Below are 12,852 nucleotides of genomic sequence, written 5' to 3'. Positions count from 1 at the left end.
GGGAGAGAGACCATGAGCACCACCCTGACGAGAGCGATCGTCACGGCCGACCAGGAGAAGCGTCCGCGCCTCCTCGGCCGTCGCGGCCCCGACACCCCGAACCGGCACGGACTGAAGGTCCGCAACCGCCGGGAGACGGCGACGGGCTACACCTTCCTCCTCCCGTGGATGATCGGGTTCCTCGGCCTGACCTTGGGGCCGATGATCTACTCGCTGTACCTGGCGTTCACGAAGTACAACCTCTTCACCGAGCCCGAGTGGATCGGCTTCGACAACTTCGTGCGGATGTTCACGGAGGATCCGCAGTACATCCAGTCGGTGCAGATCACGCTGGTGTACGTGCTCGTCGGCACCCCGATCAAGCTGGCCGCCGCGCTCGGCGTCGCGATGCTGCTGAACTACCGCGACCGGGGCTCGACGTTCTTCCGCTCGTCGTTCTACGCCCCGTCGCTGATCGGCGCGTCGGTGTCGGTCGCGATCGTGTGGCGGGCGATGTTCTCCACCGACGGGCCGGTCGACAACACGCTCTCGTTCTTCGGGATCGAGATCGGCGGCTGGGTCGGCAACGTCGCCCTGGTGCTGCCGATGATGATCCTGCTCGCGGTGTGGCAGTTCGGCGCCCCGATGGTGATCTTCCTCGCCGGCCTGAAGCAGGTGCCGCGCGAGCTCTACGAGGCCGCAGAGGTCGACGGTGCGGGCCCGATCCGCAAATTCCGGTCGGTGACCTTCCCGATGCTCTCCAGCGTGATCTTCTTCAACCTGCTGCTCGAGCTGATCAACGCGTTCCAGGTGTTCGCGTCGGCCTACATCATCTCCAACGGCTCCGGCGGCCCGGCCGGCATGACGAACTTCTACACCGTCTACCTCTACAAGCGCGGCTTCGCCGACCTGCAGATGGGCTACGCGGCCGCGATGGCCTGGGTCCTCGTGATCGTGGTCGCGATCATCGCCGCCATCCTCTTCAAGACCCAGAAGTCGTGGGTCCACTACGCGGGAGACAACCGATGAGCACCTCCACCATCGAGCAGCCCCGGGCCGAGTTCCTCGAGGTCGAACTCCAGGAGCGCGGCGGCGGCGGCCGCCGTCGCATCAAGCGCAAGACGGTCAACACGATCATCTGGTTCGTGGTGCTCGCCGCCCTCACCGCGATCGTGCTCTACCCGCTCGTGTGGCTCTTCATCGCCACGTTCAAGCCCTCCAGCGAGTTCGGCCAGAACCCGGGCCTGATTCCCGACAACCCCACGATCGAGAACTACTTCAAGGTCCTCGAGGGCATCGCCGGCGTGCCACTGTGGCGGTTCTTCGCGAACTCGACCTTCATCGCCGTGATGGCGGTCATCGGCACCCTGTTCTCCTCCGCGCTGGCCGCGTACGCGTTCGCCCGCGTGCAGTTCAAGGGCGTCGGGATCCTCTTCGCCGCGATGATCGGCACGCTGCTGCTGCCGTTCCACGTCGTGATCATCCCGCAGTACATCATGTTCCAGAAGCTCGAACTCGTGGACACGTACTGGCCGCTGATCCTGCCGAAGTTCCTCGCAACCGAGGCGTTCTTCGTGTTCCTGATCGTGCAGTTCATCCGCAACATCCCGCGCGACATGGACGAGGCGGCCCGCATCGACGGCGCCGGCCACTGGCGCACCTTCTTCTCGATCATCCTGCCGCTGATCAAGCCCGCCCTGATCACGAGTGCGATCTTCACGTTCATCTGGACCTGGAACGACTTCCTCGGCCCGCTGCTCTACGTCAACAGCCCCGAGCAGTACCCGCTGCCCGTCGCGCTGCGGCTCTACAACGACCAGACCTCCACGTCCGACTACGGCGCCACGGTCGCGGTGTCCTTCCTCGCGCTGCTGCCGATCCTGATCTTCTTCATCGTCTTCCAGCGCTTCCTGGTCGACGGCGTCGCGACCCAGGGGCTCAAGGGCTAGGGGCGAGCGGATGCCACGGGCAGGCGGTCGTACGGATCGTGCCGCGCGCCGCGCCGAGCGGTCGGGCTCCGGCCCGGTCCGCTCGGGCGTGGCGCCCGCGCGCTTCCCGGGCGCCACGAGCGCGTTCGCGCTGCTCGGCGAGGTGCTCCTCGTCGGCGTGCTCGTCGCGCTCGTGTCGATCCCCGTCGTGACGCTGCCGGCCGCGCTGGCGGCGGGCGTGCGGCACCTGCGGCGGTACCTCCTCGCGGAGGGCTCGCGGCTCGGACTGTTCTGGGCCGACCTGCGGGCCGGGCTCCTCGGCGGGATCGGCGTGGGCGCGGCATCCGTCGTGCTCGTGCTCGTGCTGCTGCTCGACATCGACCTCGCGAACAGCGGCGCCCTGCCCGGCGGGCCGGTCGTCGCGGCGGTCGGATGGCTCGGCCTCGCCGCCGTCGCGCTGGCGCTGTTCACCGCGGCGGGTCGTTGGACGCCGGAACTCGGTTGGCTCGGCGCACTGCGGGCGGTGCCGCGGGCCGTCGCCGGCGACCCGGTCGGGGCGGCGTACCTCGTGGCCTCGGCGGTGTTCGCGGTCGTCGTGACCTGGCAGCTGTTCCCGCTCGTCGTGCCCGCGCTCGGCTGTGTCGCGCTCGCGATCGTCGCCGTGCCGGAGCGCCCGCGGCGACGCGGCACCCACGCCGGCTGAGAGTCACCGTCGACTGCGCGCCGCGCGCCTATTGACGATTGAATCGTTGCACGCTACTCTGCGGGGAAGCGCTTTCCCAATTGGTTCTCCCGAGGGACGGCGCCACCCCCACACCCCCAGCACGGAGGACGACGATGTTCACGAGGAAGAACGGCCGGCACCGGCTCACCGCCGCGGCGATCACGGGGGCCGCGGCCCTCGCCCTGACGGGTTGCGCGGGCGGCGGCGACGCCGGCGGCGAGTACGACCCCGACGAGGAGGTGACGCTGAACTTCACCTGGTGGGGCAACGACGACCGTGCCGACCGCTACGGCCAGCTCATCGAGGCATTCGAGGCCGAGCACCCCAACATCACGATCGACGGCACCTTCACCGACTTCCCCTCGTACTGGGAGAAGCGCAAGACCGAGGCGGCCGGCGGCGGCCTGCCCGACGTGTGGCAGTTCTCCGACTCGTACCTCCGCGAGTACGCCGAGCCGGGCCTGCTGCTCGACCTCGAGACGGTCGGCGAGTACATCGACTTCGACGCGTTCGACGACGGCCTCAAGCAGACCGGCCAGCTCGAGGGCACGCAGTACTCGCTCCCGACCGGCTACTCGGCGTGGGCGGTGTTCCTCAACGACCAGCTCATCGCCGACGCGGGCGTCGAGCCCTACGAGGGCGGCACGTCGTACGACGAGTACACCGAGTGGATGGCGGAGGTGACGGAGGCCACCGGCGGCGAGGTGTACGGCGGCACCGACATGACCCAGCGCATCCAGACGTTCGAGAACGTGCTGCGCGCGCAGGGCGGCAACCTCTACACCGACGACGGCGAACTCGGCTTCACCGAGGACGAGCTCGCCGACTTCTGGAACTCGGGCGCCGAGGCGCGCGACGGTGTCGCGATCCCGCAGCAGCAGCTCGAGGAGATCGCCCCGATCTCGGGCTTCGGCTCGAACCGCACCGCGAGCGAGGCGAGCTGGAGCAACTTCCTCGGCGGCTACCTCGCCGACTCGGGCGCCGAGTCCGTGACCCTCGTCGCGCCGCCCATCGACGAGGCCGGCGGGAAGGACCTCTACCGTCAGGCCGGCCTGCAGATGGCGATCTCGGCCGACACGGAGCACCCCGAGGCGGCGGCCATGTGGCTCGACTTCGTCGTGAACAGCGAGGAGGCCGGCGAGATCTTCGGCACCACGCTCGGCTTCCCGGCGTCGGAGACGAAGCTCGCCGGCACGACCCTCGAGGGCGTCGACGCGCAGGTCGCCGACTACCTCGACTCGGTCGCCGACCGCATCGGCGACGCCCCGCCCGTGCCCGTCGTCGGCTACGGCTCGCTCGAGCAGACCTTCTGGGACCTCGGCAAGTCGATCGGCCTCGGCGCGATCACCGTCGACGAGGCGGTCGAGCAGTTCTTCCAGGAGGCGGGCGTCATCCTCGGCTGATCGACCGGACGTCGCCGCGGGGGTCGTTCCGCGACACCGCGAGCCCGATGAGGGCGAGCGGATGTCGCGAAGCGACCCCCGCGCGGCATGATTCCCCGACGAGTACCGCGACAACCACCAGCGAGGAGCATCCGTGCACTACGGCGCCGACTACAACCCCGAGCAGTGGCCCGAGGAGCTCTGGCCCGAGGACGTCGCGCGCATGCGCGAGGCGGGCGTCACGATGGTGAGCCTCGGCATCTTCTCGTGGTCGCGCATCCAGCCGCGCGACGGCGAGTTCGACTTCGAGTGGCTCGACCGGGTCATCGATCTGCTGCACGAGGGCGGGATCGCGGTCGACCTGGCCACCGCGACCGCGTCGCCGCCGCCCTGGGCGACGGCCGCCTACCCCGAGATGCTCCCGCAGGACGAGAACGGCGCGACCTACTGGCCCGGCAGCCGGCAGCAGTTCGCGCCGTCGTCGCCGGTCTACCGGCGCCTCGCGGGCGAGCTCGTGGCCGCCATCGCCGAGCGCTACGCGCGGCATCCCGCCGTCGTCATGTGGCACGTGAACAACGAGTACGGCTGCCACCTGAACGCCGACTACGCGGATGCCGCGCGCGACGCGTTCCGTCGCTGGCTCGCCGGCCGCTACGGCGAGATCCGGGCGCTGAACGACGCCTGGGGCACGACCTTCTGGTCGCAGCGGTACCAGTCCTTCGACGAGGTGTTCCCACCGCGCAAGGCGCCGTACTCGCGCAACCCGGGCCAGGAACTCGACTTCCGCCGGTTCACGAGCGACATGCTGCTCGAGTGCTACCTGATGGAGCGCGAGATCATCCGCGCCGCGGGCGCGACGCAGCCGATCACGACGAACTTCATGGGCGCGTTCAAGCCCGCGAACTACGTCGAGTGGGCCGAGCACATGGACGTGATCAGCGATGACTGCTACCCCGACCCGAACGATCCCGAGTCGTTCCGCGCGGCGGCCTTCCAACGCGACCTCGCCCGGTCGCTGAAGCCTGAGGTGCCGTGGATCCTCATGGAGCAGTCGACGAACGCCCTGAACTGGCGGCCGACGAACGCGCCGAAGGCGCCCGGGCAGATGGCGGCGCTCAGCGCGCAGGCGATCGGGCGCGGCGCCGACGGCATCCTGTTCTTCCAGTGGCGGCAGTCCCGCGCGGGCGCCGAGAAGTTCCACTCGGCGATGCTGCCGCATGCGGGGACCGAGACGCGCACCTGGCGCGAGGTCGTCGCGCTCGGCGAGACGCTCGCGGCGCTTCCCGAGCTTCCGAGCGGCGAGGCGACCGCCCGCGACGCCAGGGTCGCCCTCGTGTTCGACTGGGAGAACTGGTGGGCCGTGGAGGCGTCCGACCACCCGCAGAACGCGATCGACTACCTCGCCGTGATCCAGCGCTGGTACCGCGCGCTGCACCGACGGCACGTGCAGGTCGATGTGGTGCCGGCCGCGCGCGTCGGCGAGGGCTACGACGTCGCGATCGCGCCGCTCCTGTACCTCGTCCGCGAGACGGATGCCGCCGTGCTCGCCGCGTTCGTCGAGGGCGGCGGGCACCTGCTCGTCGGCCCGTTCAGCGACGTCGTCGACGAGTTCGACCGGTTCCGCGTCGGTGGGTTCGCCACGCAGCTCGGCCCGCTCTGCGGCATCCGCATCGAGGACTTCGGGGCGCTCGTCGCGCCGGATGCCGCGGCCGCGTCGCCGGGGGAGCGGGTCGCGCCGTTCGCGGCCGATGCACAGGCGGGGGCGGATGCCGCGAGTCCGGCGCTCGCCGGCGCGGGCACGCTCCTCGCCGAGGAGGTCCACGTCGTGGGCGACGACGCCCGCCGCGAGGCCTCCTTCACCGAGGGCCGCCGCGCCGGCGACCCGGCGCTCACCGTGCGGCGGGTCGGCGCCGCGGGTGGAACCGCGCGGTACCTCGCGACCGTGCCCGACGAGGCCGGCGTGCAGTCCGTCGTCGACCACCTGCTCTCCGCGACGGGCGTCGAACCCGTGCTCGCCGGGCTTCCCGAACACGTCGAGGTCGCCCGGCGCGGACGCCTCGTCACGGTCGTGAACCACGGCGGCCCCGCGGCATCCGTCGACGTCGTCGGCACCGACGCCGTGACCGGCGACCGCGTCGAGCGGGTCGAGCTCGAGGCGTTCGACTGGGCCATGGTGGTCGCCGACTGAGCGCCGTACGATGCAGCCGAGCGAGGAGGTCCGCATGCGTGCGCTGATCCTGAGTGGGGCCGGGCGGTACGCCGAGCCGTGGCACCGGTTCCCGGAGACGAGCGCGCGGCTCGCCGACCTCGTGGCCGAGGCCGGGTACGAGGTCGACGTGCGCGAGGACGTGGATGCCGCGATCGCGGGGCTCGGCGACGACGTGCGGCTGCTCGTGGTGAACGCGGGGGATCCCGACCGCCCCGGGTCGAGCGACGGCGATCCCGCGGTCGACGCGTCCGCCGTCGACCCCGCCGCCCTCGACGCGGCGCTCGACCGGGGGATCGGCATCCTGGTCGTGCACTCCGGCGCCTCGAGCCTGCGCGACTACGACGCGTTCGACCGTGCGATCGGCGGCCGGTGGGAGCACGACGTGTCGTGGCATCCGCCGTTCGGTGAAGCGACCGTGCACCTCGTCGGTCATCATCCGGTGCGCGAGGGGCTCGACGACTTCACCGTCGAGGACGAGCGCTACAGCGGGCTGGTGCTGCACGACGTCATCGAACCGATCGCCGAGCACGAGGAGGACGGCATCCGCCACCCGATCGTCTGGGCACGTGAGATCGGACGGTCCCGGCTGGTGTACGACGCGCTCGGACACGACACCCGTTCGTACGAGTCCCCGGGGCACCGCGCACTCATCGCGAGCGCGCTCGACTGGCTCTCGCACGTTCCCGCGCCGAGCCGGGCCGACCGCGCCATCCCGCCCGTCGGCGGCGCTGCATGACACGCCGCGTCGTCCTCGCGCCCGACTCGTTCAAGGGCACCGCGAGCGCGGCCGAGGCCGCCGAGGCGCTCGCGCGCGGCTGGCGTTCGGTCGCACCCGGCGACGAGGTCGTCGTGAAGCCCATGGCCGACGGTGGTGAGGGCACGCTCGAGGCGTTCGAGGCCGCCGTGCCCGGTGCCGAGCGCGTGCCCGTCACCGTGCGGGGGCCCGACGACCGACCGGTGGATGCCGCGTGGCTGCGACTGCCCGACGGCGGTGCGCTCGTCGAGCTCGCCCTCGCGAGCGGCATCACGCTCTGCGACCCGCTCCGCCCGCTCGACGCGCACACGGTCGGCTTCGGCCAGGCGATCGCCGCGGCGCTCGACGGCGGCGCGACACGACTGCTGCTCGCGATCGGCGGGAGTTCGTCGACCGACGGCGGCGTCGGCGCGCTCGCGGCGCTCGGCGCCCGGTTCCTCGACGCCGACGGGTGGCCGGTGCCGAACGGCAACCGCGGGCTCGGTGCGATCACGAGGGTCGACCTGTCGGGGCTCCGCGAGCGGCCGACGGGTGGCGCGGCGATCCTCAGCGACGTCACGAATCCGCTGTTCGGGCCGTTCGGGGCGGCAGCGATCTTCGGACCGCAGAAGGGTGCGACCCCCGAACTGATCGAGCCGATGGAGCGCAACCTCGCGCGGCTCGTGCGCGCGATGCCGGACCGGGCGGCGTTCGCGGACGCCGCGGGAGCGGGCGCGGCCGGCGGCACCGGATTCGGACTGCTCGCCTGGGGTGCGCACATGGCCGGCGGGTCGGCGGCGGTCGCCGAGGCGATCGGGTTGTCCGCCGCCCTCGAGGGTGCCTCGCTCGTCATCACCGGGGAAGGGCGCTTCGACGGGCAGTCCGCGGCGGGCAAGGTGCCGAGCGAGGTCGGCGCGCGAGCGGATGCCGCGGGCGTCCACGTCGCGCTCGTGGCCGGCGTGATCGACGCCGACGTGTCGGGTTTCGCGGCATCCGCCTCGCTCACGGACCTGGCCGGCGGCGGAGCGCCCGCGATGGCCGATCCGCGGCGCTGGCTCGAGGCAGCGGGAGCGGAACTCGCGCGTTCGTTCCGCTGACACGCGTGCGGCGCAGGTCGGATCCTCGGCGCGATGCGATATCGGCGCGTCCGACCGGCTCCCCGCGCGAGGGTCAGACCCGGTGCGGGCCCGGATGCGGCTTCGGGTGGCTCCCCTCGGATCGGGCGTAGTCGCCGTGCTCCTCGGACGCGGGGTGCGTCTCGGGGTGCTCCTCCGTCGAGGTGTAGTCGCCGACGACGCTCTCGTCGTCGTCGACGCCGTTCGTGCGGGTGTACTCGCCCTCGACCGTGCGTGGCTGGGCCGACTCGCCGTCGACCTCGGTGTACGTGCCCTCGACGTCGTCGGGATCGGGTCCGCGGACCTCATCGGATTCGGACATCATCGTGGTCCTCCTACCTCGTCGGCGAGGCGTCGCCGACGGGCGACGTCCATTCGCCATGGTAAGCCGAGCCGCCGATGCTGCACAGGGGTTCCCCACGCAGATCGCCATTCACGTCGACGTTCGTCGGCGGGAGTGAGCCCGCGATAAAACTTGCATAGTTATAGCGACAAATAGAACAATGAACGCGTGATCATCCGCATCGACGCCGCGTCGGACGTGCCGCTCTTCGCGCAGCTCGCCAGCGCGGTCCGCACCGAAGTGCTCGGCGGGCGCGTCTCGGCCGGCGAGCGGCTGCCGGCGGCGCGCGACCTCGCCGACTCGCTCGAGGTGAATCAGCACACCGTGCTGCACGCGTACCAGGTGCTGCGCGACGAGGGCATCATCGAGCTGCGTCGAGGGCGCGGTGCCGTGGTCACGGCCGAAGCCGGAGCCCTCGCCGCCGTCCGGGACCACGCCGCCGAGCTGGTCGCAGTCGCCCGCCGGCACGGCATCGGCGCCGACGCCGTGCTCGCCCTGATCCGAGAGGAGTTCGACCGATGACCGACCCGGCCCGCGACGGCGCATCCGACCGACCGGAGATGTCGGACGCCCGCGGCACCGCCGACGAGCGGGACCGCCGTGACCTCCGCGTGCTCCTGGCCGTGGTCGTCTGGTTCCCGCTCGCGGTGATCGCCGTCGCCACGACGGTCCTCCTCCTCTGGATCCCGCGGCTTCCCGCCGAGGTGGCCGTCCATTTCGACGCGTCGGGCGAGCCCGACCGCTGGGCGACCCCGATCCGGGCGGTGCTCGCCTACCTCGCGATCTCGCTCGCCGTCGGCGTGAGCCTGGCGCTCGCGACCCTCGCCGGTCGGCGATCGGCCGTGCGGCCCGCCGACGGGGCCCGCCCCCGGCTGCTCCCGCGGGTGCGTCCCACCGCCGTCTTCGCGCCGGCGACGAGCGTGCTGATCGCGTTCGTCACGCTCGCGCTCACCGGAGTGCAACTCGACGACGCGACGCCGCCCTCATGGGCGGCACCGGTCGCGGTCGGCGGGGGAATCCTGTCCGGTGCCCTCGTCGGATGGATCACCTGGCGGCTGCTTCCCGCGCCGGAACCTCAGGCGGCGCCCGCGGCGACGCCGGCGCTCACCCTCGCTCCCGGAGAGCGGGCGGTCTGGTCGGCGTCGCTGTCGGCGCCGTGGATCGTCATCGTGATCGTCGGGTCCGCGGCCGCGTTCCTCGTGGTGCCGCTGGTCGTCGCTCCCGCCGCCTGGTGGCTGTGGGGCGTCCTGCTCCTGGTCGTGATAGTGCTCGCGACCACGACCGGCGTGCGGGTCACGGTCGATCGCCGCGGCCTCACCGTACGGACGCTGCTCGGACTCCGCCTCACCCGCGTTGCGCTCGACGAGGTGGTGTCGGCCGCCGACGTCGAGGTGCTGTCCGCCGAGTTCGGCGGCTGGGGGTTCCGACTCGACGTCCGCGGGCGCCGCGGCATCATCATGCGCCAGGGGTCGGGCATCGAGGTGCAGCGCACGGATTCCCCTCCGCTCGTCGTCACCGTGCCCGATGCGCGGACCGGTGCGGCGTTGCTGAACGCGCTCGCGGCAGGCGCCCGACCCGCCGGGTGACCGTGCATCCGGGCCCGTGAGGTCGGAGGCCGGGGAGCGGCGCGCGCCCCGGGGCCGGCGGGCCGGCGGCGGGCTCCACCCCCGCCGCACGGCCGGCCGGAGTTCAGGCGGGGTTCGTGCGGGCCCCGGCGGCCGCTGCCGCATACTGCTCCCGGATCACCGGGCGCGTGTCGGGCGCGAGCTCCGCGGCCACCGCGACCGGCCAGCCCGGCCGCGAGCCCGTGAGCACCCATGCCGCCTGCCGCGCTGCGCCGTCGGCGACGTACTCGCCCGGCTCGGGCACCACGACGGGCGCGTCGAGCACCTGGGCGGCGACCGCCCGCACCGCTGGGTTCTGCGCGGCCCCGCCGATGAGCAGCACGCGCGTCGCCTCGACGCCCTGCGAGCGCACCGCGTCGAGGCCGTCCGCGAGTCCGCACAACATGCCCTCGACGGCGGCGCGCGCGAGATTCGCGCGGGTCGTGTTCGCGAGCGTCAGGCCGGTGAGGGAGGCCGTGGCATCCGGCAGGTTCGGGGTGCGCTCGCCGGCGAAGTACGGCACGAGCACCGCGCCGCCGGCGCCCGGCGACGCCTCGAGGGCGAGCCGGCCGAGCTCGGCGTGGTCGACGTCGAGCGCGCGGGCGACGACGTCGAGCACCTGGGCGGCGTTCAGCGTCGCGATGAGCGGCAGCCACGACCCGGACGCGTCGGCGAACCCGGCGACGGTCCCCGAGGCATCGGCCACCGGGGCATCCGTCACGGCGAAGACCGTGCCGCTCGTGCCGATGGACACGACGACGTCGCCAGGGGCCGCGTCGAGCCCGAGCGCCGCCGCGGCGTTGTCGCCGGCGCCGGGGCCGACGAGGATCCCATCGGGCGTGCGGCCGGCCGCCTCACCGGGGCCGAGCACGCGGGGGAGGATCGCGTCATGCCCGAGCGCGCGGACCAGGAGTTCGCGGTCGTACCCGTCGGCTCCCCAGTACGCCGTGCCGCTGGCGTCGGACCGGTCGGTGGCGAGTTCCTCCAGCACGGGGCCGAGCGGCGACTCGCCGGCCGGGCCGTACCCGCGCAGCCGCCAGGTCAACCAGTCGTGGGGGAGCGCCACCGCCGCGACGCGAGCCGCGGCATCCGGTTCGGCATCGCGCAGCCAGCGGAGCTTCGTCGCCGTGAACGACGCGACCGGCACGACGCCCGTGCGCTCCGCGTACGCGGCGGCGCCGACCTCGTCGATCAGGTCGCGCGCGGCCTGCGCCGAGCGGGTGTCGTTCCAGAGCAGGGCGTCGCGGATGACGCGGCCCTCGTCGTCGAGTACGACCATGCCGTGCTGCTGGCCGCCGACCGAGATCGCCTCGACGCCGTCGAACCCGCCGGCATCGGCCACCGCGGTGAGGAGGGCGCCCCACCAGGCGGCGGGGTCGACCTCGGTACCGTCGGGGTGCGCGGCGCGACCGGAGCGCACGAGCGCCCCGGTCGCCGCATCCCGGATCACGACCTTGCACGACTGGGTCGATGAATCGACGCCGGCGACGAGGGTCATCGCGTTCTCCTCAGCGTTGGTCTTGCGTTCCGCCGTGCCGACCCTCAGCGCGCGCCGAGCAGGTGCTCGGTCGCGAGCTGCTGCAGGCGCACGAACCCGAAGCCCTTGCCGCCGAGGTAGGCGTTCGCGTCGAAGTCCTCGAACGCCGAGCGGTCGGCGAGGAAGTCGTCGTAGGTCTCGCCCTCACCGAGCGTCGGCTGCGAGAGCTCGTCGACGCGGGCGGCCGCGAGCGCCTCCTGCACCTCGGGGTCGGCGCGGAAGGCCGCGGCACGCTCCTTGAGCAGCAGGTAGGTCCGCATGTTCGCCGCGGCCGACTCCCAGACGCCCGTCTCGTCCTCGGTGCGGCTCGGCTTGTAGTCGAAGTGACGCGGGCCGTCGTAGGCGGGAACGCCGCCGGGGCCGCCGTTCTCGAGCAGGTCGACGAGCGCGAACGCGTTGTGCAGGTCGCCGTGGCCGAACACGAGGTCCTGGTCGTACTTGATGCCGCGCTGGCCGTTCAGGTCGATGTGGAAGAGCTTGCCGTGGTACAGCGCCTGTGCGATGCCGGCGGCGAAGTTGAGGCCCGCCATCTGCTCGTGGCCGACCTCGGGGTTGAGGCCGACGAGTTCGGGGCGCTCGAGCGAGTCGATGAACGCGATGGCGTGGCCGAGGGTCGGCAGCAGGATGTCACCGCGCGGCTCGTTCGGCTTCGGCTCGATGGCGAAGCGGATGTCGTAGCCCTTGTCGGTCACGTAGTCGCCGAGCAGGTTGACGGCCTCGCGGTAGCGCTCGAGCGCGGCGCGGATGTCCTTGGCCGAGTCGTACTCGGCGCCCTCGCGGCCGCCCCACATGACGAACGTCTTCGCGCCGAGCTCTGCGCCGAGGTCGAGCTGGCGGAACACCTTGCGGAGCGCGAAGCGGCGCACCTGGCGGTCGTTCGAGGTGAAGCCGCCGTCCTTGAAGACGGGCGCCGAGAAGAGGTTGGTGGTGACCATCGGCACGATGAGACCGGTGTCGGCGAGCACGTCCTTCAGTCGGTCGATCTGCTTCTGGCGCTCGGCGTCGGTCGAGCCGAAGGCGAAGAGGTCGTCGTCGTGGAAGGTGAGGCCGTAGGCGCCGAGTTCGGCGAGCTGCTCGACCACGTGCACGACGTCGAGCGCGTTGCGGGTCGGCCCGCCGAACGGGTCGGTGCCGTTGTAGCCGACGGTCCAGAGGCCGAAGGAGAACTTGTCGTCGCGGGTGGGCGCGCTGGCCATGGGTGATCCGCCTTTCAGCGTCATCGATGATTTGTTGGCAAGAGAAACATAACCGGAGGCACTCCGTCGCGCAACACATGCACGGAGTGGCTCTGTAGAAAG

General features: G+C 72.1%; 12 protein-coding genes. 9 read left to right on the top strand and 3 right to left on the bottom strand.

Annotated elements, in window-relative coordinates:
- Nucleotides 1-12: 12 nt before the first annotated feature.
- The 7 genes from ACIQH8_RS02820 (at nt 13) to ACIQH8_RS02790 (ending at nt 8,052) form a co-directional block, all read left to right on the top strand.
- Nucleotides 13-1,008, top strand: a complete 996-nt coding sequence (locus ACIQH8_RS02820) for a carbohydrate ABC transporter permease (RefSeq protein WP_400994502.1) — start codon at nt 13-15, stop codon at nt 1,006-1,008.
- The gene (locus ACIQH8_RS02815) at nt 1,005-1,928 is read left to right on the top strand and encodes a carbohydrate ABC transporter permease (RefSeq protein ID WP_400994500.1); all 924 of its coding nucleotides are present in this window, start codon (nt 1,005-1,007) and stop codon (nt 1,926-1,928) included. Before ACIQH8_RS02820 ends, ACIQH8_RS02815 begins: the two co-directional genes overlap by 4 nt.
- Before the next feature lie 10 nt (nt 1,929-1,938).
- Nucleotides 1,939-2,610: a hypothetical protein gene (locus ACIQH8_RS02810; protein ID WP_400994498.1), complete on the top strand. Its 672-nt coding sequence runs from the start codon at nt 1,939-1,941 to the stop codon at nt 2,608-2,610.
- Nucleotides 2,611-2,744: 134 nt separating this feature from the next.
- On the top strand, nt 2,745-4,034 hold the full coding sequence (locus tag ACIQH8_RS02805; protein WP_400994496.1) for an ABC transporter substrate-binding protein: 1,290 nt from the start codon (nt 2,745-2,747) through the stop codon (nt 4,032-4,034).
- 133 nt (nt 4,035-4,167) lie between these two features.
- The gene (locus tag ACIQH8_RS02800; protein ID WP_400994494.1) at nt 4,168-6,201 is read left to right on the top strand and encodes a beta-galactosidase; all 2,034 of its coding nucleotides are present in this window, start codon (nt 4,168-4,170) and stop codon (nt 6,199-6,201) included.
- A 34-nt stretch (nt 6,202-6,235) separates the two neighbouring features.
- The gene (locus ACIQH8_RS02795) at nt 6,236-6,958 is read left to right on the top strand and encodes a ThuA domain-containing protein (protein WP_400994492.1); all 723 of its coding nucleotides are present in this window, start codon (nt 6,236-6,238) and stop codon (nt 6,956-6,958) included.
- Entirely contained in the window at nt 6,955-8,052 is a 1,098-nt protein-coding gene (locus ACIQH8_RS02790; RefSeq protein WP_400994490.1) for a glycerate kinase, read from the top strand. Before ACIQH8_RS02795 ends, ACIQH8_RS02790 begins: the two co-directional genes overlap by 4 nt.
- Before the next feature lie 73 nt (nt 8,053-8,125).
- Here the strand turns inward: ACIQH8_RS02790 and ACIQH8_RS02785 are convergent, their stop codons facing one another.
- Nucleotides 8,126-8,395: a hypothetical protein gene (locus ACIQH8_RS02785; RefSeq protein WP_400994488.1), complete on the bottom strand. Its 270-nt coding sequence runs from the start codon at nt 8,393-8,395 to the stop codon at nt 8,126-8,128.
- Between the two features lie 186 nt (nt 8,396-8,581).
- Here ACIQH8_RS02785 and ACIQH8_RS02780 point away from each other — a divergent pair, with 186 nt between their 5' ends.
- Entirely contained in the window at nt 8,582-8,935 is a 354-nt protein-coding gene (locus ACIQH8_RS02780) for a GntR family transcriptional regulator (protein ID WP_400994485.1), read from the top strand.
- On the top strand, nt 8,932-9,999 hold the full coding sequence (locus ACIQH8_RS02775) for a DUF1648 domain-containing protein (RefSeq protein WP_400994483.1): 1,068 nt from the start codon (nt 8,932-8,934) through the stop codon (nt 9,997-9,999). Before ACIQH8_RS02780 ends, ACIQH8_RS02775 begins: the two co-directional genes overlap by 4 nt.
- Before the next feature lie 103 nt (nt 10,000-10,102).
- Here the strand turns inward: ACIQH8_RS02775 and xylB are convergent, their stop codons facing one another.
- Nucleotides 10,103-11,515 (bottom strand): xylulokinase, encoded by a 1,413-nt coding sequence (xylB, locus tag ACIQH8_RS02770; RefSeq protein ID WP_400994481.1) that lies wholly within the window; start codon nt 11,513-11,515, stop codon nt 10,103-10,105.
- Between the two features lie 44 nt (nt 11,516-11,559).
- Entirely contained in the window at nt 11,560-12,750 is a 1,191-nt protein-coding gene (gene xylA / locus ACIQH8_RS02765; protein ID WP_400994479.1) for a xylose isomerase, read from the bottom strand.
- Nucleotides 12,751-12,852: the final 102 nt, after the last annotated feature.

It is taken from the genome of Agromyces sp. GXQ0307 (assembly GCF_044769845.1).
Lineage (GTDB): Bacteria > Actinomycetota > Actinomycetes > Actinomycetales > Microbacteriaceae > Agromyces.
This window is presented reverse-complemented; position numbering and strand designations above follow the sequence as displayed.